A 24906-nucleotide genomic window follows, 5' to 3' on the forward strand; every position below is an offset into this window, starting at 1 on the left:
TGTCAAAATGACGTTCGCCAATGACACCGCGGAGGCGCTGGAGTCGGGCGTGTTCCTGTCGAACTCCGAGCTCGAGCCGGACACGCTCACGACGCTCGACGACCTGCTCGAGTTCTTCGAGCGCTTCGAGTACACCGGCAGGCGCCCGACCGCCGCCGACCTCGAGCCCGTCCGCGCGATCCGCACCCCGCTGCGCGAGCTGTTCCTCGCATCGCGGGACCAGGCCGTGCCGCTGGTCAACCGGATCCTCGCGGAGCAGCACGCCGTGCCGCGGCTGGTGCGCCACGGCGACATCGACTGGCACATCCACGCGACGGACGAGCAGGGCCCGTTCCACGCCCGGATCCTGGTCGAGACGGCGATGGCGATGATCGACGTGATCCGCGGTCACGAGACGCAGCGGTTCTCGCGGTGCGCCATGGAGGACTGCGAGGGCGTGGTGCTCGACCTGTCGCGCAACCGCTCGCGCAAGTACTGCACCGTGACGTGCACCAACCGCGCGGCCCAGGCCGCGTTCCGCGCACGCCAGGACTGAGGGACGCCACCGTCCGGAGGGGCGACCCCGGCGGCATGGGACCATGGAGCCCATGCAGACCTATCGCGCCCGTTCCTCGCAGATCTGGGGCTGGACGGCGGTCGGCACGGGTGCCGTGATCGCCGTGTGGCACGTCATCGCCGCGGGGCTGGGGAACGCGCAGGGCGGGCTCGGCGTGGGCGCGGGGATGATCGCGCTCGGCCTCGCGGCGTTCCTGCGGCCGCACGTCGCGGTGACCGACGACCGCGTCGAGATCCACAACATCACCCAGGTCGCCACCGTGCCGTTCTCCCGGCTCGAGGGCCTCGACACCCGCTGGAGCCTCGAGGTGCGAGGAGACGACGGCCGCAAGGCGGGCGCGTTCGCCGCCCCCGCGCCCGGAGCAGCCCAGTCGCGACGGATCGAGAAGCAGGTGGCGCGCGAGTCGGAGTCGGGCGTGCCGCCCCTCGCCGGGCGCGCCGGCGACGCGACCGGGACCCCGTCGGGGGACGCCTCCGCCATGATCAGGGCCCGCTGGGACGCCTGGAGGGCGGCGCACCCGTCGGGCGACCCCGCCGGCGAGGGTCCGTCCGTGCTGCGCCGCATCGACCCCGTGGGCCTCGGCCTCGCGATCGGCGGCCTCGCCGCGGCGGCCTGGGGGCTGCTGCTCTGAGCTAGCCGTCCGCCGGCGTGCCCGGCGAGTGCGACTCGAGGAAGTCGTACAGCTCGCGGTCGTCGATCCCGGGATAGGTCCCCTGCGGCAGCGGGGAGAAGATGTGCGCGTGGACCCGCGCGCTGGCCCACGCGCGCCCGTGCCAGCGCTCGACCGCGCCCGGCTCGGGGCGGCGGCAGCAGGTGAGGTCCGGGCAGCGGGACGATGCGCGGTGCCCGGTCTCGCGCCCGCGGAACCACTTGGACTCCTGGTAGGGCACGCCCACGGTGATCGAGAACTCGTCCGAGTCGCCCTGGCCGGTCTGGGTCGCCTCGAAGAACGTGCCCTTGGGAGTGTCCGTGTACTGGTAGTACTCCGTGGTGCGGGTCGACCGTGAGAACGCGTTGCGCGCGCTCCAGTGGCGGCACACCAGCTGGCCCTCGGTCGAGCCGGTCGCGTCGACGGGCAGCGGCAGCCCGTCGTTCTCGTACGCGCGCATCACCGAGCCGTCCCCGTCGACGCGGAGGAAGTGCACCGGGATCCCGAGGCGCGACGTGGCGAGGTTGGTGAACCGCAGCGCGGCCGCCTCATGCGTGACGCCGAACGCGTCGCGCAGATCCTCGATGGCGATGTTCCGCTCCTGCTTGGCCTCTTCGAGGAACGCGATCGTCGGCCCGAGCGGCATGAGGCACGCGGCCGCGTAGTACGAGGCCTCCTGACGCTGGCGCAGGAAGTCGGCGTAGTCCGTCGGCTCGCCGTGGCCGAGCACCAGGTGGGCCATCGACTGCAGCGCCAGCGACCGCAGCCCGTGGCCGCCGGGGATCGACGCCGGCGGGAGGTAGATCCGGCCGTTCTCCAGGTCGAGCACGCAGCGGGCCGAGTGCGGCAGGTCGCCCACGTGGACCAGGTCGAGCCCCATCCGCTCCGCCATGAGGCTGACGGTGCGGTGGGTAAGGGCGCCGCCGCGGTGACCGACGGCCTCGACGTCCCTGCTCGCGAGGGCCTCGATCTCGGGCAGGTGGCTGTCCACCGCCTGCATCGCGCGCCGCTGCCGCGTGTTCGCGCGGCGCGCCTCCTCGGGGGTGGCGATCGCGAGCCGCGCGCGCCGGTCGAGCTCGCCGTGCAGGCCGACCAGCGCGCGCAGCACGTCGTCCGCCATGCCCTTCGAGGGGCGCACCGTCGGGAGGCCGAGCTCGCGGTACGCCGCGCGCGACTGCGCGCGCTCGAGGTCGATCTCGAGCGCCGAGCGCTCGTCGGGCGGGGACTCGTCGAGCAGGTCGGCGACCGTGACGCCGACGGCGCGCGCGAGGTCCGTCAGCAGGGTGAGCCGCGGCTCCCGCCGCGCGTTCTCGATCAGCGAGAGCTGGCTCGGTGCGACGTCGATCCGCGCGCCCAGCTCCTCGAGGGTCAGCCCGGCGGCGGTCCTGAAGTGACGGATGCGGCGCCCCAGCGTCGGAAGATCGGCCATGAATCTTGACACTAGCGAAAGATCGGCCAAACTTCACGCAAGATTCGACCCTCGAGTGCGGCCAAGCCGCCGTAGCGTGAGTCTCAAGCCGCAAATTTCAGCGGATCCGACCTCGAAGGGGAGCGATGATGACCGTCATCGAGCAGCAGATCCTGGGCCTCGACGGCCTGCCCGCCGGAATCGACCCGTCGATCGCCGCCTGGGTGGGCCGCATCGCACGGCTCACCGACCCGGAGCGCATCGTGTGGTGCGACGGCTCGATGGCCGAGCGCCAGCGGCTCATCTCCACGCTGGAGAAGGCGGGCACGCTGACCCCGCTCAACCCCGAGCTCCGCCCGGGCTCCTACCTCGCGCGCTCGAACCCCGACGACGTCGCCCGCGTCGAGTCCCGGACGTTCATCTGCTCCGAGCATGAGGAGGACGCCGGCCCCACGAACAACTGGATGGATCCCAACCGGATGCGCGCGACCCTGTCCGAGCTGATGGCGGGCGCCATGCGCGGACGCACCATGTACGTGGTGCCCTTCTCGATGGGCCCGGTCGGCAGCCCGCTCGCCCGCTACGGCGTGCAGGTCACCGACTCCCCCTACGTCGTGCTGTCGATGGGCACCATGACCCGCATGGGCGCCGACGCGCTGCGCCGGATCACCCCGGGGACGCCCTGGGTACCGGCGGTGCACTCGGTGGGCGCGCCGCTGCTTCCCGGCCAGGAGGACGTGCCGTGGCCATGCAACGAGACCAAGTACATCGTCCACTACCCCGAGACGCGCGAGATCTGGTCCTACGGCTCCGCCTACGGCGGCAACGCGATCCTGGCCAAGAAGGCCTTCGCGCTGCGCATCGCGAGCGCGATCGGCCAGGACGAGGGCTGGATCGCGGCGCACATGCTGCTGCTCAAGGTGACCAACCCGGACGGCCGCGTGTTCCACGTCGCCGCCGCGTTCCCCAGCGCCTGCGGCAAGACCAACTTCGCGATGCTGCAGCCCACCATCCCGGGCTGGACCGTCGAGACGCTCGGCGACGACATCGCGTGGCTCGCGCCGGGCCCGGACGGCCGCCTGCGCGCCATCAACCCCGAGGCGGGGTTCTTCGGCGTGGCGCCGGGCACCGGGCGCGGCACCAACCCGGTCGCGATGGACACGCTCGAGCACGACGTGGTCTTCACCAACGTCGCGCTCACCGACGAGGGCGACGTCTGGTGGGAGGGCATGACCGACGAGGTCCCCGACCACCTGACCGACTGGCTGGGCAAGGACTGGACCCCCGACGCGTCCACCCCGGCCGCGCACCCGAACTCGCGCTTCACCGTCGCGGCCGCGCAGTGCCCGACCATCTCGGACGACTGGGAGGACCCCGCCGGCGTCGTCGTCGACGCCGTCATCTTCGGCGGCCGCCGCGCGACCAACGTCCCGCTGGTGTCGCAGGCACGGTCCTGGGACCACGGCATGCTGATGGGCGCGACGCTCGCGTCGGAGCGGACCGCCGCCGCCGAGGGCACGGTGGGCGAGCTGCGCCGCGATCCCTTCGCGATGCTCCCCTTCTCGGGCGTGCACATGGCCGACCACTGGAAGCACTGGCTCGAGGTCGGCCACGCCGCCGAGGTCGCCGGCGGCGCCCCCGCGGTGTTCCAGGTGAACTGGTTCCGCAAGGGCGCCGACGGCCGGTTCCTGTGGCCCGGCTTCGGCGAGAACATCCACGCGCTGAAGTGGATCCTGGACCGCATCGACGGCACCGCGGAGGGCGCCGACAGCCCGTTCGGCTACGTCCCGGCCGACGGCGAGATCGACCACGCCGCCGCGGGCGTCGAGGACGCGGACTGGGCCGCCCTGTTCGCGATGGACAAGGACGCCCTGACCGCCGAGGCCGACGACGCCGCCGCCTTCCTCGACTCGTACGGCGGTCGCGTGCCCGCCGAGATCCGGGCCGAGCTCGCGGAGATGCGCGCGCGCATCGACGCGCTCGACTGAGACCCTCCTCCTCGAGGGGCCTGCGGGGGGCGACGCTAGACGTCGCCCCCCGCAGGCGCGTCCGACCCCGCCACGCGCTGACGGATCAGGTCGAGCTGATCGGAGGTGTAGCCGCCGTCGCCGACCACCTGGATCCACGCCTCCAGCGTGGTGGAGCCGTAGCGGTGCCCGTCGCCGTCGGGGCCGGCGAGGTCCTGCATCGAGTCGACCATGGTCTGCAGGCCCGTCACCAAGGGGAACCACTGCATGTCCGGATGGATCCCGTCGTTGCGCTGGCCGTCCTCGAGCCACTCGGGCTGAGACCACAGGATGGGCAGGCCGGCCCACACGATCGGGTCCTTGCCGTGCTGCAGGAAGGCGACGCGCGGGCGCTCCCACGGCCCCCCGGCCTCCGCCAGGTCGATCCCCTCGTTGAACCAGCGGAACGCGATCCCGTCATCGAGGACGGGGCGGCCCACCGGGGAGCCGGCGTCGCGCGAGGCGGTGAGCTCGGCGTTCATCGCCGTGCCGTACGGCGTGCCGGCGAGCACCACGCCGTCGCCGTACGCGCGGAGCGCCTCCGCGTCCTCGAACGAGTCCTGGACGGCCCGCGATCCGAGGCTCAGGCCGTAGACGAACAGCTCGGGACGGTCGGCCTCGGGCACCGCCGCCCACCAGTCGTGCACCGCGTCGAGCAGGGCGGAGGTCGAGTCGCGGTAGGCACCCGGGTGGAAGGTGTACGACTGCCAGCTCTCGGCGACGGAGTACTGCATCGTCACCAGCGCGGTGTCGCCGTGGAGCAGGTACTCGAAGGAGTCGATCGCCTGCCGGTCGAGCCACCCGGTACCAGTGGTCGCGGCGACCAGGATGGCGCCACGGTCGGCGGCGCCCAGGCGATCCAGCTCGGACACCGCGGCTGCGGCATGGTCGTCCCAGCCGCCGGGCTCGTCGACTCCGACGTACACGCGGATCGGCTCCTCCGCCTCGGTCTTCGTGAGCGACCCGATGTCGTGCGCGGAGGGGCCGCCCGCGAGGATCGACCGGCCCTCGTGTCCCGTGAGGTCCCAGGACAGCGCGCTCTCCGGGCCCGCCGAGCGGAACTCGCTCGCCGGCTCCTCCGCCCCGCCCGAGGCGTTGTACCGCTGGTAGCTCCACTCGGTGTAGGTGCCGAAGCCGTAGATCGCGGCGCCCACCACGGCGGCGATCACCACGGTGACCACCACCATCGCCGAGGGCATGCCGAGCCATCGCCAGTGCTCCTCGCCCGGTGCGAGGCGACGGGCGAGGCGACGCGTGACCGCGGTGACCCCTCGCCCGAACGCCAGCAGCGCCGCGGCCGTCATCAGCGCGACGCCGAGCGCGACCAGGCCGTCGACCACCCCGGGCCGGGGCGCGCCGCCCGCGCCGGCCAGATCGCCCTGGGTGCGCGCCCACAGCCGCGCGAGCGGCACCGACCCGCCGACGGCCGCCACGCCCAGGATGATCCACGCGGCCCGCGGGACCCAGCCCTCCGGCGGCACCCTCACCAGGGCGGTGATCGCCACCCCGAGGGCGGTGCCGAGCGCGTACCCGATCGCGAAGCACACACCCGTCAGGACGCCCTGCTCGTACGGGAGCCGCGGGAGCAGGCTCGGGGTGGCGGAGAGTGCCGCGAGGATCAGCCCCGTCGCGGTCCCTGCCAGGCTCAATGCCCTCATGAGCCGGAAACTAGCACGCGGAGGTACGGTGACCTGGGAGCGCGGCCCCGGCCCGCGCATCGTCCAGGCGACCGAAGGAGCGACCCATGGGAGCGGACACGTTCTCCGATGACGAGAAGGCGGCGATGAAGGCCGCGTCGACCGAGGCGAAGCGCCGCCGGTCGACCAGGAAGGAGGAGCTCGCCGCGGCCGACAGGGCGGCCTGCGAGGAGGCCATCGCGGCGATGGAGCCGGACGACCGGGCCCTCGCCGAGCGGGTCCACGGGATCGTCGCCGACGTCGCTCCCGAGCTCGCGCCCAAGACCTGGTACGGGATGCCCGCATATGCGCGCGACGGCAAGGTGGTGGTGTTCTTCAAGCCGGCGCACAAGTTCAAGTCGCGCTACGCGACGCTCGGCTTCGAGGAGCGCGCCACGCTCGACGCGGGGTCGTTCTGGCCCACGTCCTACGCCGTGACGGCCATCGACGACGAGGTGGCCGCGAGCATCGAGGAGATGGTCCGCCGCGCCATGGGGTGAGGACGATGCGCGCCGTCAGGCCGTCGCATCGTCCCCGTCGGGCGCGACGAGCGCGCGCTGACGCGCCGGGTAGAGCGTGCGCACGAGCACCACGGCGATCGCGCCGCCGAGCAGCTGCATCGCGATGAACATCGCCACCGATCCCGGCGCGATCCCCGCGAACGTGTCCGACAGCATGCGCGCCACCGTCACGGCGGGGTTCGCGAAGCTGGTCGACGACGTGAACCAGTACGCGGCGGCGATGTAGCCGCCGACCGCGAACGCGACCGTGCGGCTGCGGTCGCCGCGCACCGAGCCGAAGATGATGAGCACCAGGCCGACGGTGGCGACCACCTCGGCGAGCCACTGGCCCGCTCCCCCGCGCTCGGTGGTCGACACGGAGACGGCCGGCAGCTCGAACATCAGGTTGGCGAGCACCACGCCCGCGGCGCCGCCCGCCATCTGCGCGGCGATCAGCACCAGCGCGTCGCGGGTGCCGATCAGGCCCAGCACGCGCTCCACGAGCGTCACCACGGGGTTGAAGGCCGCGGAGACGGGCTGGAGCGCGATGATGAGGGCGATGAGCGCGGCGCCGGTCGCGATGGAGTTCTCGAGCAGCTGCAGCCCGACGTCGTCCGACAGCCGCGTCGCCATGATCCCGGAGCCGACCACCGCCATCAGCAGGAAAGCGGTACCGACCAGCTCGGCGACGGCCTTCCGGCCCAGGTGCGCGGTCATGCGCACATCCTGCCAGCCGCGCGGGCCGCGTCCGGCGTGTTCACCGGACGTTCACCCGGGCGGGCCGGGCTCAGCGACCGAGCAGCGCGGCGCGCTCGCGCCTGCGCGCGGCCTGACGGTCGGGATCCGGCAGCGGCGCGGCCATCAGCAGCTTCTGGGTGTACGGGTGGACGGGATCGGTGGTGACGCGGTCGGCCGGCCCGGTCTCGACGATCTCACCGTGGTACATGACCGCCACCTGGTGGCTGATGTGCCGCACCACCGCGAGGTCGTGGGTGATGAAGAGGTAGGCGACGCCCGTGCGCTCCTGGATCTCGATGAAGAGGTCGAGGACGCGCGCCTGGGTCGACAGGTCGAGCGCCGAGACGGGCTCGTCGCACACGATCAGGCGCGGGTCGAGCGCGAGGGCGCGGGCGATGGCGACGCGCTGGCGCTGGCCGCCCGAGAACTCGCGGGCCAGACGGTCGCTCGCCGAGTCGGGCAGGCCGACGCGGTCGAGCAGGTCCTTGACGCGGCGCTTGGCCTCGGCGGGCGCGACCCCGGCGATGGTGAGCGGCTCCGCGAGGATCTCGGCGATCGTCATGGAGGGGTTGAGCGAGGAGTACGGGTCCTGGAAGACCACCTGGATCTCGCTGGCGAGCCGGCGGCGGGCGCGGTGGTGCAGGTGCGAGATGTCCTTGCCGTCGTAGGTGACGGCCCCCCCCGAGACCGGGGCGAGGCCCAGCACGGCGCGCCCGAGGGTGGTCTTGCCGGAGCCGGACTCGCCCACGAGGCCCATGGTCTCGCCGGGGCGGATGTCGAGCGAGACGCCCTTGAGCGCGCGGAACGGCGCGGCGCGGAAGCCCTTGCCGGGGTACTCGACCACGAGGTCGACGATGTTGAGGAGCGGCGCGGTCACAGCCGGGCCTCCTTCCTGGTGGTGCCGTATGGGGCCCGCGCGGGGCCCTCGTCGAGGATCGAGTCGAGGAGCGACCGGGTGTAGGGGTGCTCCGGCGTGCGCAGGATCGTGCGCACCGGTCCGGACTCCACGAACAGCCCGTGCTGCATGACGGTGACGCGGTCGCAGAGGTCGGCGACCACGCCGAAGTTGTGGGTCACCAGCAGCATGGCCATGCCGCGCTCCGCCTGCAGGTCGCGCAGCAGGTCGAGGACCTCGGCCTGCACGGTGACGTCCAGCGCCGTGGTCGGCTCGTCGGCGATGATCAGGTCGGGATCGGTGGAGACGGCCCCGGCGATGAGGACGCGCTGGGCCATGCCGCCCGAGACCTCGAACGGGTAGGCGTCGAACGTGCGCTGCGGGTCGGGGATGCCCACCCTCGCGAGCAGCGCGAGCGCCTTGGCCTTCGCCTCGGCCTTGGACATCCCGAGCCCGACACGCAGCGGCTCGACCAGCTGATGGCCGATCGTGAAGGACGGGTCGAGGTTCGACATCGGCTCCTGCGGGATGTAGCCGATCCGCGTGCCGCGGATGGGGGCGTAGGCCTTCTCCGAGCCGCCCGCGAGCGCGGTGCCGTCGAAGTCGATGGTGCCCGCGGTGACACGCCCGCCGCGAGGGAGGAGGCCGAGCACCGAGAACGCGGTCTGCGACTTGCCGGAGCCCGACTCGCCGATGAGGCCGTGGACCTCGCCGCGGCGGATCGCCATCGAGACCCCGTGCACCACCTCGATGCTCGACCCGTCGGGCTGGTCGTAGGCGACGCGGAGCCCCGCGATCTCCAGGAGCCGCTCGTCGGCGATCGCGGCGGTCGCGGCGTCGTCCGCGTGCGCGATGACCTCCGGGGCCGGCGCGGGGTCGACGACGTCCGCCTGGGCCGCCTTGCGGCGGCGCCGGCGCCGCACGGGCGTCGAGCGCTCGAGCTCGTCGCGCATCGCGTTCGCGAGCAGCGTGAGCGCGATGGACGTCAGGGCGATCGCGAGGGACGGCCACAGCATCAGGTGCGGCGCGCGGTAGATGTTGACGAACGCGTCGTTGAGCATCTGGCCCCACGTGGGCACGTTGAGGTCGCCCAGGCCCAGGAACTCGAGGCCCGCCTGCACCGCGATGGTCATGCCCGCGACGATCGCGGACTGCATGATGATGGGGGCGCGCACCACCGAGAGCACATGCCGCGCGATGATGCGCAGGGACCCGAGGCCCGAGACGCGGGCGGCGTCGATGTACAGCTCCTGCCGGACCGCGGTGACGGACGAGTGGACCAGCTTGTAGTAGGCCGGCGAGATCAGGAGGCCGAACACGACCATGGCGAGCCAGATCGAGGACCCCACGACCGCGCGCACCGCGAGCAGCACGACGATGCCGGGCAGCGCCATGACCACCGCGGTGCCCCACGACGCGACCGTGTCGAACCAGCCGCGGTAGTAGCCCGCGATCAGGCCGGCCACCACGCCGAGGATCAGGGCGGTCACGATCGCGACGAGCGCCGCGGCGATGGAGATCTGGGTGGCCGCGAGCAGGCGGGAGAGGACGTCACGTCCCGCGGAGTCGTTGCCGAGGACGTGCTCCGCGCTGGGCGTCGCGAGCACGAGCGAGATGTCGGCCTCGTTGGGGTCGTACGGCGCGATGCGCGCGCCCAGCGCGGCGACGACGACCACCACGGAGAGGACGACGAGCGAGAACAGCGCGACGGGACGACGCACCAGGCGCGCCAGGAGATGCTGCCGCGCGGCGAAGGGCGCGGGGGACGATGCGACGGAGCTCACGAGAGCCTCACCTTCGGGTTCAGCGCGGCCTGGCCGAGCTCGATGAGCAGGTTGACGATGACGACGATCACGGCGGTCGCGACCACCACGCCCATCACCACGGGGATGTCGCCGCCGCCGGTCGCGGTGACGGTGAGCTGGCCGATGCCCGGCAGGGCGAACACCTGCTCGACGATCACGGCGCCGCCGAGCAGTCCGACGAACTGGACGCCGAGGACCGCGAGCGCGGGTCCGCCCGCGTTCCTCAGCACGTGCTCGTAGACCACCCGCGTGAGCCCGAGCCCGCGCGCCCGCAGCGTGCGGACGTAGTCGCGGGACATCGCGTCGATCACCGAGCCGCGCACCTGCTGGGCCACCGCGGCGATCGCGCCCAGCGACAGCGCGATGACCGGCAGGGTGATCGAGTTCACCCACTCCGAGAACGACTCGCCGATCGGCGTGTAGCCGGTGGCTCGGAACCACCCGAGGTCGATCGCGAACCAGATCACGAGGTACAGCGCGACGAGGAAGCCCGGGATGGCGAAGCCGATGACGCCGACGAGCTGCACCACCGAGTCGACCCAGCCGCCGCGGCGCGCGGCGAGCACGCCGAGGCCGACCGACACGACCGCGGCGATGACCGTGGTGCAGATGACGAGCGACAGCGTGACGGCGAGCCTGCTGCCGAGGCTGACCGCCACCGACTGGCTCGTGACCCACGACACCCCCAGGTCGCCCGAGAGCGCCGAGGTGAGCCACCCGGTGTACTGGCCGATCAGCGGCTGGTCGAGACCGAGCTCGTGCGCGAGCTGCGCGACGGTCTCCTCGGTCGCGTTCTGGCCGAGGATGCGCCGGGCGATGTTCCCCCCGCCTGCGTAGAGCAGGGTGAAGGAGATCATCGACACAGCGAGGACCAGGACGGCCCCCGCGAGGAGCCGGCGGACGATGAAGGTGAGCATGGTGTCTTCCCACGGGTCGATTCGAGGCGGACGCGGGATGCACGGTCCGGGACCGCGCCCCATCGCAACTGCGCAAAAACTGTTGTGCGACGTTGCCTATGGAACCAGCGAGATGTTTCGTGACTGTTAATCGGCTGTAAAGATCAAACACGCCCCCCCCTTGCGGCACCGACTGTCAGCAAGTGCCCTGGAAAGATGGCCTATCGGGGCGATGCAAAGGGATTCGGACGCAAATCACCAGGTAGCCGGGCGGTCCCGACTCCCGAGCGCGGCGGGGGCGCGAAACGTAACAACTGCGCAACATAGCGCAATGTATAGTCCTGGTATCGGCACACCACCTCAGGAGCCCTCATGCGCATCGCCATCGCCGGATTCGGCCACGAGTCCACCATGTTCACGACCTACGAGACGCCCTACGAGTACTTCCACCTCCACCGCGGGGCGGAGCTGCTCGCCGAGTACGACCTCGAGGCGATCCTCGGCGACTGGAACGAGGGCATCGAGTGGCTGCCGACGCTGCGCGCGCAGGGCGCGGCGGGCGGCCCCGTGGAGCCCGAGGCCTACGACCGCATCGAGGCGGAGATCCTTGAGGGACTCGCGGCGGCCATGCCGCTCGACGGCGTCTACCTGGACATGCACGGGGCCGCCCACGTGGTCGGCCGCGACCACGCGGAGGAGCGCATGCTGCGCAAGATCCGGGACCTGGTGGGACCCGACTGCATCCTCTCGATGTCGATGGACCCTCACGGCAACCTGAGCGAGGAGCTCGCCGCGATGGTCGACCTCGCGACGTGCCACCGGTACTCGCCCCACACCGACAACCAGGTCTCGCGCGAGCGCTCGATCCGCAACCTGGTCGCCGTGCTGCGCGACGGCCGACGTCCGGTCCGGGCCTGGGTCCGCGTGCCGCTGCTGCTCCCGGGCGAGCGCACGTCGACGCAGGTCGAGCCCGGCGCGACGGTGTACGCGCTGGCGGAGGAGGCCTCCCACCGTCCCGGCATCATCGACGCCGGCATGTGGGTCGGCTTCGCGTGGGCCGACGAGGACCGCAACGGCGCCGCCGTGATGGTGACCGGCGACGACGAGGCCGCGGTGACCGCCACCGCTGCCGAGCTCGCGCAGGCGTACTGGGACGCGCGCGAGCGCTTCGAGATCGTCACCGAGAACGGCAGCTGGGACGAGGCGCTGGACAAGGCGCTCGCCGCGGACACCCCGCGACCGCTGTGGATCGCGGACGCCGGCGACAACATCACGGCCGGCGCCTCGGGCGACCTCACGTTCGCCCTGACGCGCACCCTCGAGCGGGAGGACTTCCTCGCCAGCGGCCTGTCGATCGTGTTCGAGGGCATCTGCGACCCCGACTCCGTCGCGGCGGCCGTCGAGGTCGGCGTGGGCGGCGTGCTCGACCGCGCGATCGGCGCCACGGTCGACCACCGCTTCTCCCCCGCGGTCGCCGGGCCCTGGACGGTGCTCGAGCTGGTCGAGGGCCTCATGGGCGAGGGCGTCGTCGGCGCCGTGGTCGACAACGGCCAGGTGCACGTCTCCCTCCACGTGAGCCGCGTGAAGTTCACCAGCCTCGACGACCCGTCCGCGTGGCGCCGTCCGTACCGCGTGTGGCACGACGTCACCGGCTACGACGTGGTCGTGGTGAAGAACGGCTACATGTTCCCCGGCCAGAAGGCGCTCGCCGCCTCGACCTTCATGGCCCTGACCCCGGGCGGCACCGAGCTCGACTTCTCGCGGCTCGACTTCCAGAAGGTCTGGCGACCGATCTTCCCGCTCGACCATGACTTCGTCCCCGACCTGGCGCCGCGCATCCTGCCCGGCATCACCGCCTGAGATCAGTTCAGCGCGAAGCCGCCCCGGCGGCGCCGCGCCAGCAGAAAGGAACACCCATGAGCAACCCCTGGGGGGTCACCCTCACCACCATCGACCTGCCGGAGTTCGAGCTCCCCCGCGAGATGCCCGAGATCCCGGCCGAGACCTACGCCGCCCGTGTCGAGGCGCTCTACGCCGAGATGGACCGTCGCGGCCTCGACGCCGTCGCGGTCTACGGCGACCGCGAGCACTTCGCGAACACGGCCTTCCTCACGGGCTTCGACCCGCGGTACGAGGAGTCGCTGCTGATCTTCGTTCCCGGCCGCACCCCGACCTTCCTCGTGGGCAACGAGTCCGTCGGGTACGCGAGCAAGACCCCGTACCCGGTCGAGATCATCCGCCAGTCGAAGTTCAGCCTGGTCGGGCAGCCCGACCCCGACGACGTCGAGCTGGTCGACCAGCTCGCGGCCGCCGGCCTGGGCGCGGAGTCGGTGCGCAAGGTCGGCCTCGTGGGCTGGAAGTACTGGACCGGCGCCAGCACCTCCGGCTGGATCGACGTCCCCCACTTCATCGTCTCCGAGCTCGCCACCCTCGCGGGCGAGCTGGTCAACGCGACCGACATCTTCACCGACCCCGACTCCGGTCTGCGCCTGCACAACGACGTGGACCAGCTCGCGTACTTCGAGTTCGCCGCCTCGCACGGCTCGCAGGCGATGCGCCGCCTCATCTCGGGCATCCGGCCGGGCATGACGGAGCTCGAGGCCTCCAGCCTCATGAACCCGATCATGCTGCCGTTCAACTACCACCCGACCATGCTGAGCGGCGACCTCCACACCTCGTGGGGTGTCGCGAGCCCGACCAGCCGGGTGATGTCCGTGGGCGAGCGCGTGTGCGCGGGCCTCGGCTACTGGGGCTCGAACACCGCGCGCGCCGGATACCTCGCCGAGGACGCCTCGCAGATCCCCGCGGACCAGCAGGCCTACGTCGAGAAGATCGTGGCCCCGTACTACGCCACGGCCGCCGCCTGGTACGAGACCATCCGGATCGGCCTGACCGCCGGCGAGCTGTACGACGTCACCGCGAGCCGCATCGGCGACCCGTACTACGGGGTGTTCCTCAACCCCGGCCACAGCATCCACCTCGACGAGTGGCCCGTGTCCGCCGTCAAGGAGGGCTCGACCACGGTCTTCACGTCGGGCAACGCGCTGCAGCTCGACATCATCCCCGGCACCGTCTCGGGCATGCAGAACTCGCAGATCGAGGACGGCATCATCCTCGCCGACGACGCGCTGCAGGCGTCCCTGACCGCCAAGTACCCCGCGATGATGGCGCGCGTGCAGCAGCGCCGCGACATGCTCGCGAACGTGTTCGGCATCACCCTGCACGAGTCGGTGCTGCCGCTGTCGAACACCGCCGGATACCTGCCGCCGTTCTGGCTCTCTCCGACGACGGCGATGGTGCGCGGCTGACCTCAGACCGACCCGCCCCTGCTGCCGCTCCCCCGCATCGTCCACCCGCTCCCGATCCCCAGGAGGCCACCATGCACATCGCCATCGCCGGATTCGGCACCGAGTCGAGCACATTCTCACGCCACGTGATGCGCGCCCAGGACTTCACGATCCACCGCGGCGCGGATCTCGAGGGGCTCTACGACCTCGAGGAGGCTGCCGGCGGGACCGAGGTCCGCTGGACCACCGTCATGCGCGCCTACGGCGGCGCCGGCGGACCGGTGGATCCTGACGCCTACGCGGCGTTCCGCGGCGAGATCGTCGACGGTCTCGCCGCGGCGCACGATGCCCGCCCGCTCGACGGCATCTACCTCGACCTTCACGGTGCCGCGCATGTGCCGGGCATCGAGGGGGCCGAGGAGGACCTGCTGCGCGGGATCCGCGACGCCGTCGGCGACGGCCCCGTGATCTCCGTCTCGATGGACACCCACGGCAACTTCAGCCGCGAGCTGGCCGCGCTGGTCGACCTCGGGATCTGCTTCCGTCACGCGCCCCACATCGACGCCTTCGCGGTGCGCAACCGCGCCGTCCGCAAGCTCGTCGAGGTGCTGCAGGACGGGCGCCGGCCCCTCAAGGCGTACGTGCGCATCCCGCTGCTGCTGCCGGGCGAGCGCACCTCGACCGTGGTCGAGCCCGGGGCGACCGTGTTCGGCGCGATCGAGCCGTCCGCGGACCGCCACGGTGCCGTCGACGCCAGCCTGTGGGTGGGGTTCGCCTGGGCGGACGAGGCGCGGGTCGGGGCGGCCGTCATGGTCACGGGGCATGACGAGGCCGCGATCACGGCCTGCGCGCGGGAGCTCGCGAGCTCCTACTGGGACGCGCGGGAACGGTTCGTGCTGAGCGCCGATCTCCACGGCCCGTGGGACGCGGCGCTCGACCACCTCCTCACCTCACCGCCCGCGCCGATGTTCATCAGCGACTCCGGCGACAACGTCACCGCGGGCTCCGCGGGCGACATCACCTACGCTCTCGAGCGGACGCTCGCGCGTGAGGACGTCCTCGCGAGCGGCGCGCGCATCCTGTTCGCCGGGCTCACCGATCCGGCCGCGGTGGCCGCGGCGGTCGCCGCGGGCCCGGGCGCGTGGCTGCGCGTCGCCGTCGGCGCCGGGATCGACGACCGCTACGGCGCCCCGGTGGAGCGCGACTGGCTGGTGGTGCGCACCGTCGACGGCGTGCTCGGCGAGGGGGCCGCGGGCGCGGTGCTGCGCACGGGCGCGATCGACGTGATGGTCCAGTCCGGGCGGTCCTACTTCGTGGATCCTGCGGTGATCGGCGGCATGACCGGCCGCCGGCTCAAGGACCATGCCTACATCCCGGTCGACGGGTACGACGCCGTGGTGGTGAAGAACGGCTACCTGTTCCCCGATCAGGCCGCGAAGGCGGCGAGCTGGTTCATGGCGATCACGCCGGGCGGCACCGACCTGGACATGGACCGGCTCGCGTTCTCCCGGGTGTCGCGGCCGATGCATCCGCTCGACCGCGACGTGCGCGCGGACCTCACGCCCGAGATCCTGCCGACGCGCAGCTGAAGCCCGGTCCGGCTGACGGGGCGCGCGGCGGGCCCCGTCAGCGGGACGGCGCGGCCGCGGAGCGGCCGATGACCAGGCGCACGGGCACCGTGATGGACGACGCCTCGCGCCCGGGGCTCTCCCACCGGTCGAAGAGCAGCTCGAGCGCGCGCCGCGCGATCAGCTCCGACGCGGTCCGCAGCGTCGTGAGGCGGGGGGAGACGTGGCTGGCGCCGGGCACATCATCGAACCCCACGATCGACAGATCCCCAGGAATCCCGATCCCCAGGTTCCGCGCCCCCGCCATCATCCCCAACGCGATCGCATCCGACGCCGCGAACACCGCCGTCGGACGCTGCGGAGCCGCCAACAGATGCGACAACGCACCGATCCCGAACTCCTCCGAGAAATCCCCCGCCAACGAGAACTGCGCCTCAGGATCCAGACCCGCCCGCACACACGCATCCACGAACCCACGCCGACGCTCCCGCACCGACGCCAACGACTCCGGACCCGTCACCAACGCGATCCGCTCATGACCCAACGCCGCCAGATGAGCCGTCGCCTGATACGCCCCCGCATAGTCATCCACGACCACCGTGTCCACCGGCGGCGCATCCACCAGAGCCTCATCGATCACCACCACCGGCATCCCCGACCCGATCAACCGCGCCAACGCAGCATTCGACGTCGTCGACCCCGCATACACGATCCCCGCCAGCTCCTTCGCCGCGAACAGCTCCACATAATCCGACTGACGGCCCGGCCCTCCGGCCGCGGAGGCGAGCACCACGGACACGCCGTCGGCGTCCGCGAGGCGCACGATCTCGTCGGCGATCCGCCCGAAGTACTGGTCGCCGAGGCTCGGCACGATCACGCCGATCGGGCCGGGACCCGTGGAGCGGGGCGCGGTCGCGACGCGCTCGAAACCCGTGCTCGCGATCGCGTCGCGCACCCGGGCCTCCGTGCCGTCGCTCAGCCGGAGGCGGCCGTTGAGGTACCGCGACAGCGTGGACGTCGCCACGCCGGCCACGGCGGCCACCTCGTGGAGCCTCACGGCCCGGTCCTCCGGCGAGCGCTGCATGGTCCCCCCCTCGTCCGCGCGCCGCGTCAGCGGTACGCGCGGAAGTAGCGCGGCTCGATGGTGGCGGCGCCCGTGAGCTCGCGCTCGGCGCGGCGGGCCCAGTGCGGGTCGCGCAGCATCTCGCGACCGAGCAGGACCACGTCGGCCTCACCCTCGGCGACGATGCGCTCGGCCAGGGCGGGCTCCGCGATCATGCCGACGGCGGCGGTGGCGATCTCCGCGCCGGAGCGCACCGTCGCGGAGCCGGGCACCTGGTAGCCGGGCGACGGGTCGTACTCGACGCCCGCGATCAGCCCGCCGGACGAGCAGTCGATCATGTCGACGCCGCGGTCCTTGAGCCGGCGTGCGAGATCGGCGCTGTCCGCGGCGGTCAGGCCGCCGGGGGCGACGTCGTCGACCGACAGGCGCACGATCAGGGGCATCGAGTCGGGCAGCTGCGCGCGCACGGCGTCCACGACCTTGAGAAGGAGCAGCTCCTTGTCCTGCCCCCACTCGTCCACGCGCGGGTTGGTCACGGGCGAGAGGAACTCGTGGACCAGGTAGCCGTGCGCGGCGTGGAGCTCGACGGCGTCGAAGCCCGCGACCACCGCGAGGCGAGCGGCGTTGCCGAAGTCCGCCACCACCTGCTCGAGGTCCACGGTGGTCCCCTCCCGCGGGATCTTGTAGGAGCCGAACGCCTCGCCCGAGGCGCCGATGGTCTCCCAGCCGCCGTGCGCATCGTCCGCGATCGACCCGCGCTCGTCGCGCGGGTCGATCGCGAGCGCCCGGTACAGGCTGCCCTTGCGGCCGGTGTGCCCGAGCTGGACCGCGATCGCCGCGCCCGCGCGGTGGACCGTATCGGTGACCACCCGCCACGCCTGCGCGTGCTCCTCGGTCCACAGCCCGGCGTCCTTGGCCGAGACCCGGCCCTCGGGGCTGACCCCGGTGGCCTCCGTGATGATCAGGCCCGCGCCGCCCAGGGCGAACTGCCCGTAGTGGGCCGCGTGCCACGCGTTGACGCAGCCCGACTCGTCGTCGACGGCGAACATGCACATCGGCGACACCCCTACCCTGTTGCGCAGCTCGAGATCGCGCAGGCGGAGCGGCGCGAAGAGCGCCGAGGTGCGGGTGACAGCGGTGGTGGTCATGCGGGTGCTTCCTGTTCGTGTGGTGGTCTCGGTGCGGGCCCGCGACGCCAGCGCGGCGCTGGTCCAGGGCCCGGAGGGCAGCATCAGCGGGCGTGGAAGGCGCCCGAGGCGCGCCACTGCTCAAGCGGGTTCGCGGTGCGGAACTCCTCCGCGATGTGGCCCATCGTCGAGAACTGGATGCCGGGCTTGGACTTGATGTGCTCGAGGAGGCCGTCGAGCATGCGGATCGAGCGGCCGCGGCCGATGACCTCGGGGTGCATCGACAGCACCCACATGCCGCCCGGGCACTCGTCGTAGGCGAAGTCGAACTCGGCCTGCCAGATCTCGCGGACGGCGGAGGGCTCGCGCTGCGCGTCCGAGAAGCCGGGCGCGAGCTCGAGCAGCGGGTAGTCGTCGAGCGCCCAGGAGAACGGCAGCTCGACGATGTCGATGCTGGTGCCGAACTGATAGGGGCCGTCGTGCGTCCAGGAGTCGCCCTCGCGCATGTAGTACGGCAGGTAGTCGGAGCCGAGCAGCGAGCTGTCGTAGCGGATGCCGTGCTCCTTGAGCAGGTCGATCGTCGCCGGGCCGAACTCGCCGGACGGGGCACGGTAGCCCGCAGGGGTGACGCCGATGCGGGCGAGCTGCTCGAGGCCCTTGTCGAAGATGCGTCGCTCCTCGGCCTCGGTGGCGTCCTTGAGGTTCTCGTGGACCCAGCCGTGGTGACCGACCTCGTGGCCGGCGTCGACGATCGAGCGGCACAGGTCCGTGTACGCGTGGATGGTGTGGCCGGGGATGAAGAACGTCGCGGTGATGTCGTGCTTGGCGAGCAGGCCGAGCACGCGGGGCAGCGCGTAGGCGCCGAACTCGCCGCGGGAGACGCCCGGCAGCGTGTGCGTGCGGTCCTTGATCCAGCTGGACAGCGCGTCGAAGTCGAACGTCAGCGCGACGTGGAGGCGGGGGGCGGGGCTGTCGGCCATGAGGTGCTCCTTGCGGTGATGAGGGAGTGCGCGATGCCCGATCTGGATCGGCACCGGCGCGCCGGCTGCGCATGACGCAGTGGTGCTGTTTCGCTACAAAACCAGAGCAATGTTGCGCATGATTGCGCGGCTGTTACCGGCATGTAAAAACTTACAGGTGTCCAGCACCCCCGGAACGGCCCGATTGAGGGCCATCTGGGCATGAACGGGCACCGCGATCGGCCAGCGACGGGCACGCGTGATATGGCTTCTTAGCAGGGCTTATATCTGTTCTGCGCCTTGATTTCGGCAGAAAGTGCCCGATGCAGCCGACCGCCACTCAACCTCAAGTGACAACTAGGTTTCTTCGCAAAATCCACACATCATTGCCCTCGTTCTTTGCTACGGTGGCGGCACCCCGGCGGTCAGACCAGGCGACCGCGGGCGATCCCAAGGAGAGAACTGATGTCTCGAATTCACGCAACGATGGCCACGGCCGCCGTCGCTGTGCTGGCTCTGGCCGGCTGCGCGGCGAGCGGATCGGACGCGGGCGACAGCAGCGCGACCACCGATGGCGGCAGCGGCATCACCGAGCTGCGGCTGGGCGTCACCACGCAGCCCGCCACGCTCGACCCCGCGGGCGGCGCCTGGGGCGCGCGCTCGGCCTTCTACCAGGCGGCCTACGACACGCTGATCCGCCAGACCGCGGACGGCGAGCTCGAGCCGATGATCGCGTCGGGCTGGGAGCTCAGCGAGGACAGCCTCACGCTGACCCTCACCATCCAGGACGGCATCACCTTCACCGACGGCACCGACCTCACCAGCGAGGACGTGGTCGCCAGCCTCCAGCGCTTCAAGGACGGCACGTCCGAGAACGCGGGCGACCTCGCCGACGTGTCCGAGATCACCGCGATCGATGACTACACGGTCGAGCTCACGCTCAGCGCGCCCAACCCGGCGATCCTCTACATGCTCTCGCGCACCGCCGGCCTCGTCGCCAGCGCCGACGCGATCGACGAGGGAGTCGACCTCGCGACCGAGACCGTCGGCTCCGGCCCGTACATCCTCGACACCGCTGCCACGGTGTCCGGATCGAGCTACGTCTACACGGCCAACCCCGACTACTGGGCTCCCGAGCTCCAGAACTTCGAGACGCTCGTCATCAACGTCTACGACGAGCAGACGGCCGCGCTGAACGCCATCAAGGGCGGAGACATCGACGTGGCACGCCTCACCAGCAACTCCAACATCCCCGAGATCGAGGCCTCCGGCTGGAGCGTCGTGGGCAACGAGCTCGACGTGTTCGGCCTCCAGCTGTACGACCGCGGCGGCGAGATGAGCGAGGCGCTCGGCGACGTCCGCGTCCGCCAGGCGATCAACTACGCGTTCGACAAGGAGGCGATGCTCCAGGCGCTCGAGTCCGGCTACGGCACCGTCACCGCTCAGGTGTTCCCGTCGACCTCGGAGGCCTTCGACCCGGCGCTCGACGAGTACTACACCTACGACCCCGAGAAGGCCCTCGAGCTCATGGCCGAGGCGGGCTACGCGGACGGCCTGGAGCTCTCGATGATGAGCACCGCGCTGCTTCCGGACGCCCTCTACACGCTGATCGCCCAGCAGCTCGCGGAGATCGGCATCACGGCGGTCTACACCGACCCGGGCGCCAACCTGTTCGCGGACCTGCTCGCCCCGAAGTTCCCGGCCGCGTACTTCGGCCTCGAGCGCAACACCGACTGGCAGCTGATCCAGTTCGCGCTCGCGCCCACCGCGACCTTCAACCCGTTCCACTACGAGGACCCGCAGGTGAACGAGTACATCGAGACCATCCAGTACGGCGACGCCGAGACCCAGGCCGCGACGGCTGCGGAGCTCAACGCGTACATCGTCGAGCAGGCGTGGTTCGCACCGTTCTACACGGTGCAGGGCTCGGTGGCCGTGAGCCCCGACTTCACGGTCGACATGCTCGTGTCGAACTACCTCCCGGCCGTGTACGACATCGCGGCGGCCTGATCCCCCGCTCCTCCCGAGCACGAGGGCCCCGTTCCGATCGGAACGGGGCCCTCGTGGCGTTCAGGGAGCGGTCAGGCGCTCGGGGGCGCCGACGACTCGCCGACGACGAGCACCACCGGCGTCACCGAGCGGCGCACCGGGGCATCCGGGTCGTCGATGCGGGCCGAGAGCATGGACAGCGCGGAGCTCGCCATGCGGTCGAGCGGCGTGCGGATGGTGGTGAGGCGGGGGGAGACGTGGCTGGCGCCGGGCACATCATCGAACCCCACGATCGACAGATCCCCAGGAATCCCGATCCCCAGGTTCCGCGCCCCCGCCATCATCCCCAACGCGATCGCATCCGACGCCGCGAACACCGCCGTCGGACGCTGCGGAGCCGCCAACAGATGCGACAACGCACCGATCCCGAACTCCTCCGAGAAATCCCCCGCCAACGAGAACTGCGCCTCAGGATCCAGACCCGCCCGCACACACGCATCCACGAACCCACGCCGACGCTCCCGCACCGACGCCAACGACTCCGGACCCGTCACCAACGCGATCCGCTCATGACCCAACGCCGCCAGATGAGCCGTCGCCTGATACGCCCCCGCATAGTCATCCACGACCACCGTGTCCACCGGCGGCGCATCCACCAGAGCCTCATCGATCACCACCACCGGCATCCCCGACCCGATCAACCGCGCCAACGCAGCATTCGACGTCGTCGACCCCGCATACACGATCCCCGCCAGCTCCTTCGCCGCGAACAGCTCCACATAATCCGACTGACGGCGGACCTGGTTGAAGGTCGAGGCGATGAGCACGGCGAGGCCGAAGGAGTCGGCGCTGCGCACCACGTTCTCCGCGATGCCGCCGAAGTAAGCGTTGCCGATGCGGGGCACCACCAGGCCGATGACGCCCTTCGAGGACGACGCTCGCGACGACCCGGACGTCCGGGAGTAGCCGACCTCCTCGATCGCCTGCATCACACGCGACTCGGTCTCCGGGCGCAGCTCGAGCTGGCCGTTGAGGAAGCGGGAGACCGTCGAGACCGCGACCCCGGCGCGCTCCGCGACGTCATGGAGGCTCGGTCGCCGCGTGGATCTCAGTGCTTCGTTGGCCATGCGCCCCATCCTTGGAATCGGTATCCGCACAAACGTAACGCACGTGTTGCACGTGTGCGACCAGGCGCGGCGTAGGTCACACAGGTCCGTTTGCCCATTGACTGTTGCGCATTGTTGCGCAATACTCTGATGTCATGTTCCAGAGCGCCTCACACGGTCGCGCACATGTGCGCGAGACCGTTGCGATCGCCGCGGTCGCCTCCAGCGCCCTGCTCGCGTCGCTCCTCCAGACGATCATGACGCCGCTCGTCCCGGTGCTCCCCGGCGTGTTCGACGCGAGCGCCGCCGCGGTCTCGTGGGTGCTGACCGCGGCGCTGCTCGCGGCCTGCGCGACCGCGCCGATGACCGGCCGGCTGGGCGACATCCTGGGCAAGAAGCACGTGCTCGTGGGCCTGCTCGCGGTGATCGCGGTCGGCTCGGTGATCGGCGCGCTCTCGACCTCGCTCGGCGGCGTGATCACCGCCCGCGCCTTCCAGGGCGTCGGCCTCGGGGTGATGGCGCTCAACGTGGGCGTCCTGCGCGACACCGTGTCGCCGCAGCGTCTGACCGGCGCGATCGCCTCGGTGAGCGCGAGCAACGGCATCGGCGGGGCGCTCGGCCTGCCGCTGTCGGCCACCATCGGCGAGCTGTTCGACTGGCACGGGTTGTTCTGGCTCGCCAGCATCCTCGCGACGCTGTGCGGCGTCGCGATCATGGTGTTCGTGCGCGGCGGCAACCGTCGCACGCCGGCCAGGTTCGACTGGGCGGGCGGAGTGGTGCTCGCGGCCGGCCTGACGTCCGTGGTCCTCGCGATCTCGCAGTGGCCCGAGTGGCACGCGCCGGTGTGCGCGCCGCTGCTCGGCCTCGGCCTCGCCACCCTCGGCCTCTGGGCGTGGCTGCAGCTGCGCACCCGCGATCCCCTCATCGACCTCCGGATGGTCTTCCGGGGCCCGGTGCTGATGGTGAACCTCATCACGATCATGAGCGGCTTCACGTGGTTCGCCATCCCCGGCCTGGTGGCCCGCCTGCTGCAGAGCCAGGACGGGTCGGGCCCCGGGCTCGACCTGGACATGATCACCGCGAGCCTCGTGATCATCCCCACCGGCCTCAGCATGCTGCTCGGCGCGCCGCTCGCGCGTCGGCTCATCGTCCGGTTCGGCACCCGCACCGTGATCCGCACCGGGTCGCTGCTCACCGGCGCCGCCTACGTGGTCGGGCTGCTCTGGATGGACCACCCCTGGCAGCTCTCGATCGTCGCCGGCATGGTCGGCATCGGCTCCGTGATGATCTTCACCTCCGCGGCCCTCGCGATCGTCGGCGCGGTGCCCGTGCACGGCACCGGTGCCGCCAACGCTGTCAACTCGGTGCTCCGGTGGCTCGGCTCGACCATCGCCGCCGCGGTGCTCGGCGCGATCCTCGCGGGCATCGCGACCTCGTACGACGGCATCCCCGTCCCCACGGCGCCCGCGTATCATCTGAGCTTCATCCTCGCGGCGGCGGCCGGCCTCATCGGCTGGATCCTCGGCGCCTTCCTGCCCCGGCATCGTCCCCTCCCCCAGCGCGCCTGAGCGCCCGACCACCGGAGTCCCCATGCGCACCCCCCTGAAGGCCCTCCTGTTCGACCTCGACGGCACCCTGGCCGACACGGAGCCCACGTGGCTGGCCGCGAAGGCCGCGGTGGCGCGACGGCACGGCATCGACTGGTCCGAGGCAGACGGCATCGCGTCGATCGGGCAGGCCACCGAGGTCTACAGCGCGGAGTTCGTCCGGCGGGGTGCCACCGGCACGGTGCGAGACATCGGCGATGAGATCTCCGCGGAGGTCGCCCACCGGCTCTCCCAGGGCGTCAGCTGGCGCCCCGGCGCCCTGGAGCTGCTGCTCGCCGCCACCGCGGAGGGCGTCGCGACGGCGCTGGTCACCATGTCGTACCGGGGCATCGCCGAGACCGTCCGCGCACAGGTCCCCGGGCGGGCCTTCGACGTGATCGTCGCGGGCGACGACGTCAGCCGCTCGAAGCCCCACCCCGATCCCTACCTCATGGCGCTCGCCGCGCTCGGCGTCTCTCCCGGCGAGGCGGTCGCGATCGAGGACACGCAGTCCGGGGCGTCGAGCGCCGAGGGCGCGGGACTGCGCACCGTCGTGGTGCCGTCGCACTCGCCGGTGGTCGCGGCGCCCCGGCGGTGGATCACCGACTCGCTGAGCCTGGTCGACCTTCCGATCCTGCGGGCGCTGCTGAGCCAGGAGCAGGAGCTCGCGGAGGTCACCCGCGGTACGCGGTGACCTCGATCTCGATGCGCATCGCCGGGTCGATCAGCCCGCACTCCTGCATGGTGGCCGCGGGCCGCACGTCTCCGAACCACCGGCGCAGCACGGGCCAGCAGGCCTCGAAGTCGGCGGCGTCCGGGAGCAGGTAGCGCACCCGCACCACGTCGGTCATCGCGAAGCCTCCCTCCTTCAGCGACGCCGCGATGATCGCGAGCGCCGCATCGGCCTGCCCGGCCGGGTCGGCGCTTGCGGTGCTGGTGGTGCCCGACACGAAGCACCAGTCGCCCCGGACCACGGCGCGCGAGTACGCGACGCGCTCCTCCCAGGGGCCGCCGGAGCCGATCAGCCTGCGCTCGCTCATGAGGCCGATGCTCTCATGAGCGCGCAGGCCTTCCACGGGTGGAGGCGCTCTG

General features: G+C 71.6%; 21 protein-coding genes. 10 read left to right on the plus strand and 11 right to left on the minus strand.

Annotation, left to right across the window (positions count from 1 at the left end; all coding sequences use genetic code 11):
• Positions 1 to 7 precede the first annotated feature (7 nt).
• Both QQX10_RS07355 and QQX10_RS07360 read left to right on the plus strand, forming a co-directional pair.
• Complete coding sequence (locus QQX10_RS07355; RefSeq protein WP_301118898.1) at positions 8 to 535, plus strand: CGNR zinc finger domain-containing protein; 528 nt, start codon at positions 8 to 10, stop codon at positions 533 to 535.
• A gap of 52 nt (positions 536 to 587) precedes the next feature.
• A complete protein-coding gene (locus QQX10_RS07360; protein ID WP_301118897.1) occupies positions 588 to 1187 on the plus strand; it encodes a hypothetical protein in 600 nt (199 codons plus the stop codon).
• A 1-nt stretch (position 1188) separates the two neighbouring features.
• On the opposite strand, the gene QQX10_RS07365 is transcribed toward QQX10_RS07360, so the two are convergent.
• A complete protein-coding gene (locus tag QQX10_RS07365) occupies positions 1189 to 2634 on the minus strand; it encodes a helix-turn-helix transcriptional regulator (RefSeq protein ID WP_301118896.1) in 1446 nt (481 codons plus the stop codon).
• Between the two features lie 128 nt (positions 2635 to 2762).
• Here QQX10_RS07365 and QQX10_RS07370 point away from each other — a divergent pair, with 128 nt between their 5' ends.
• A complete protein-coding gene (locus QQX10_RS07370; RefSeq protein ID WP_301118895.1) occupies positions 2763 to 4601 on the plus strand; it encodes a phosphoenolpyruvate carboxykinase (GTP) in 1839 nt (612 codons plus the stop codon).
• A 35-nt stretch (positions 4602 to 4636) separates the two neighbouring features.
• On the opposite strand, the gene QQX10_RS07375 is transcribed toward QQX10_RS07370, so the two are convergent.
• Positions 4637 to 6277, minus strand: coding sequence for an alpha/beta-hydrolase family protein (locus QQX10_RS07375; RefSeq protein ID WP_301118894.1), 1641 nt, complete (start codon positions 6275 to 6277; stop codon positions 4637 to 4639).
• Positions 6278 to 6363: 86 nt separating this feature from the next.
• Between QQX10_RS07375 and QQX10_RS07380 the strand changes: the two genes are divergently transcribed.
• On the plus strand, positions 6364 to 6795 hold the full coding sequence (locus tag QQX10_RS07380; protein WP_301118893.1) for an iron chaperone: 432 nt from the start codon (positions 6364 to 6366) through the stop codon (positions 6793 to 6795).
• A 15-nt stretch (positions 6796 to 6810) separates the two neighbouring features.
• Here the strand turns inward: QQX10_RS07380 and QQX10_RS07385 are convergent, their stop codons facing one another.
• From QQX10_RS07385 to QQX10_RS07400, 4 genes are all read right to left on the minus strand, one after another.
• Positions 6811 to 7512, minus strand: coding sequence for an aquaporin (locus QQX10_RS07385; RefSeq protein ID WP_301118892.1), 702 nt, complete (start codon positions 7510 to 7512; stop codon positions 6811 to 6813).
• 70 nt (positions 7513 to 7582) lie between these two features.
• Positions 7583 to 8410 (minus strand): ATP-binding cassette domain-containing protein, encoded by an 828-nt coding sequence (locus QQX10_RS07390; RefSeq protein ID WP_301118891.1) that lies wholly within the window; start codon positions 8408 to 8410, stop codon positions 7583 to 7585.
• Positions 8407 to 10212, minus strand: coding sequence for a dipeptide/oligopeptide/nickel ABC transporter permease/ATP-binding protein (locus QQX10_RS07395; protein WP_301118890.1), 1806 nt, complete (start codon positions 10210 to 10212; stop codon positions 8407 to 8409). The genes QQX10_RS07390 and QQX10_RS07395 overlap by 4 nt, the downstream gene beginning before the upstream one ends.
• A complete protein-coding gene (locus tag QQX10_RS07400; RefSeq protein WP_301118889.1) occupies positions 10209 to 11150 on the minus strand; it encodes an ABC transporter permease in 942 nt (313 codons plus the stop codon). The genes QQX10_RS07395 and QQX10_RS07400 overlap by 4 nt, the downstream gene beginning before the upstream one ends.
• Positions 11151 to 11501: 351 nt before the next feature.
• Between QQX10_RS07400 and QQX10_RS07405 the strand changes: the two genes are divergently transcribed.
• The 3 genes from QQX10_RS07405 (at position 11502) to QQX10_RS07415 (ending at position 16005) form a co-directional block, all read left to right on the plus strand.
• On the plus strand, positions 11502 to 12989 hold the full coding sequence (locus tag QQX10_RS07405; RefSeq protein WP_301118888.1) for a M81 family metallopeptidase: 1488 nt from the start codon (positions 11502 to 11504) through the stop codon (positions 12987 to 12989).
• Between the two features lie 56 nt (positions 12990 to 13045).
• On the plus strand, positions 13046 to 14437 hold the full coding sequence (locus QQX10_RS07410; protein ID WP_301118887.1) for an aminopeptidase P family N-terminal domain-containing protein: 1392 nt from the start codon (positions 13046 to 13048) through the stop codon (positions 14435 to 14437).
• A gap of 71 nt (positions 14438 to 14508) precedes the next feature.
• Positions 14509 to 16005, plus strand: coding sequence for a M81 family metallopeptidase (locus QQX10_RS07415; RefSeq protein ID WP_301118886.1), 1497 nt, complete (start codon positions 14509 to 14511; stop codon positions 16003 to 16005).
• A 37-nt stretch (positions 16006 to 16042) separates the two neighbouring features.
• Here the strand turns inward: QQX10_RS07415 and QQX10_RS07420 are convergent, their stop codons facing one another.
• The 3 genes from QQX10_RS07420 to QQX10_RS07430 form a co-directional block, all read right to left on the minus strand.
• A complete protein-coding gene (locus QQX10_RS07420; RefSeq protein WP_301118885.1) occupies positions 16043 to 17068 on the minus strand; it encodes a LacI family DNA-binding transcriptional regulator in 1026 nt (341 codons plus the stop codon).
• 26 nt (positions 17069 to 17094) lie between these two features.
• A complete protein-coding gene (locus tag QQX10_RS07425; protein WP_301118884.1) occupies positions 17095 to 18195 on the minus strand; it encodes an NADH:flavin oxidoreductase/NADH oxidase in 1101 nt (366 codons plus the stop codon).
• An 83-nt stretch (positions 18196 to 18278) separates the two neighbouring features.
• A complete protein-coding gene (locus tag QQX10_RS07430) occupies positions 18279 to 19154 on the minus strand; it encodes a polysaccharide deacetylase family protein (protein ID WP_301118883.1) in 876 nt (291 codons plus the stop codon).
• Positions 19155 to 19598: 444 nt separating this feature from the next.
• Here QQX10_RS07430 and QQX10_RS07435 point away from each other — a divergent pair, with 444 nt between their 5' ends.
• Complete coding sequence (locus tag QQX10_RS07435; protein WP_301118882.1) at positions 19599 to 21143, plus strand: ABC transporter substrate-binding protein; 1545 nt, start codon at positions 19599 to 19601, stop codon at positions 21141 to 21143.
• Positions 21144 to 21214: 71 nt separating this feature from the next.
• On the opposite strand, the gene QQX10_RS07440 is transcribed toward QQX10_RS07435, so the two are convergent.
• The gene (locus tag QQX10_RS07440; protein WP_301118881.1) at positions 21215 to 22249 is read right to left on the minus strand and encodes a LacI family DNA-binding transcriptional regulator; all 1035 of its coding nucleotides are present in this window, start codon (positions 22247 to 22249) and stop codon (positions 21215 to 21217) included.
• A 167-nt stretch (positions 22250 to 22416) separates the two neighbouring features.
• Here QQX10_RS07440 and QQX10_RS07445 point away from each other — a divergent pair, with 167 nt between their 5' ends.
• Positions 22417 to 23796, plus strand: a complete 1380-nt coding sequence (locus QQX10_RS07445) for an MFS transporter (RefSeq protein ID WP_301118880.1) — start codon at positions 22417 to 22419, stop codon at positions 23794 to 23796.
• A 22-nt stretch (positions 23797 to 23818) separates the two neighbouring features.
• A complete protein-coding gene (locus QQX10_RS07450) occupies positions 23819 to 24508 on the plus strand; it encodes an HAD family hydrolase (protein ID WP_301118879.1) in 690 nt (229 codons plus the stop codon).
• On the opposite strand, the gene QQX10_RS07455 is transcribed toward QQX10_RS07450, so the two are convergent.
• Positions 24489 to 24854: a RidA family protein gene (locus QQX10_RS07455; protein ID WP_301118878.1), complete on the minus strand. Its 366-nt coding sequence runs from the start codon at positions 24852 to 24854 to the stop codon at positions 24489 to 24491. The genes QQX10_RS07450 and QQX10_RS07455 overlap by 20 nt on opposite strands.
• Positions 24855 to 24906 lie beyond the last annotated feature (52 nt).

It is taken from the genome of Demequina lignilytica (assembly GCF_030418305.1).
GTDB classification, from domain to species: Bacteria; Actinomycetota; Actinomycetes; order Actinomycetales; family Demequinaceae; genus Demequina; species Demequina lignilytica.

Coding starts and splice junctions, on each gene's coding strand:
- QQX10_RS07355 (WP_301118898.1), top strand. CDS start 8: ATGACGTTCGCCAATGACACCGCGGAGGCGCTGGAGTCGGGCGTGTTC.
- QQX10_RS07360 (WP_301118897.1), top strand. CDS start 588: ATGCAGACCTATCGCGCCCGTTCCTCGCAGATCTGGGGCTGGACGGCG.
- QQX10_RS07365 (WP_301118896.1), bottom strand. CDS start 2,634: ATGGCCGATCTTCCGACGCTGGGGCGCCGCATCCGTCACTTCAGGACC.
- QQX10_RS07370 (WP_301118895.1), top strand. CDS start 2,763: ATGACCGTCATCGAGCAGCAGATCCTGGGCCTCGACGGCCTGCCCGCC.
- QQX10_RS07375 (WP_301118894.1), bottom strand. CDS start 6,277: ATGAGGGCATTGAGCCTGGCAGGGACCGCGACGGGGCTGATCCTCGCG.
- QQX10_RS07380 (WP_301118893.1), top strand. CDS start 6,364: ATGGGAGCGGACACGTTCTCCGATGACGAGAAGGCGGCGATGAAGGCC.
- QQX10_RS07385 (WP_301118892.1), bottom strand. CDS start 7,512: ATGACCGCGCACCTGGGCCGGAAGGCCGTCGCCGAGCTGGTCGGTACC.
- QQX10_RS07400 (WP_301118889.1), bottom strand. CDS start 11,150: ATGCTCACCTTCATCGTCCGCCGGCTCCTCGCGGGGGCCGTCCTGGTC.
- QQX10_RS07405 (WP_301118888.1), top strand. CDS start 11,502: ATGCGCATCGCCATCGCCGGATTCGGCCACGAGTCCACCATGTTCACG.
- QQX10_RS07410 (WP_301118887.1), top strand. CDS start 13,046: ATGAGCAACCCCTGGGGGGTCACCCTCACCACCATCGACCTGCCGGAG.
- QQX10_RS07415 (WP_301118886.1), top strand. CDS start 14,509: ATGCACATCGCCATCGCCGGATTCGGCACCGAGTCGAGCACATTCTCA.
- QQX10_RS07420 (WP_301118885.1), bottom strand. CDS start 17,068: ATGCAGCGCTCGCCGGAGGACCGGGCCGTGAGGCTCCACGAGGTGGCC.
- QQX10_RS07425 (WP_301118884.1), bottom strand. CDS start 18,195: ATGACCACCACCGCTGTCACCCGCACCTCGGCGCTCTTCGCGCCGCTC.
- QQX10_RS07430 (WP_301118883.1), bottom strand. CDS start 19,154: ATGGCCGACAGCCCCGCCCCCCGCCTCCACGTCGCGCTGACGTTCGAC.
- QQX10_RS07435 (WP_301118882.1), top strand. CDS start 19,599: ATGTCTCGAATTCACGCAACGATGGCCACGGCCGCCGTCGCTGTGCTG.
- QQX10_RS07440 (WP_301118881.1), bottom strand. CDS start 22,249: ATGGCCAACGAAGCACTGAGATCCACGCGGCGACCGAGCCTCCATGAC.
- QQX10_RS07450 (WP_301118879.1), top strand. CDS start 23,819: ATGCGCACCCCCCTGAAGGCCCTCCTGTTCGACCTCGACGGCACCCTG.
- QQX10_RS07455 (WP_301118878.1), bottom strand. CDS start 24,854: ATGAGCGAGCGCAGGCTGATCGGCTCCGGCGGCCCCTGGGAGGAGCGC.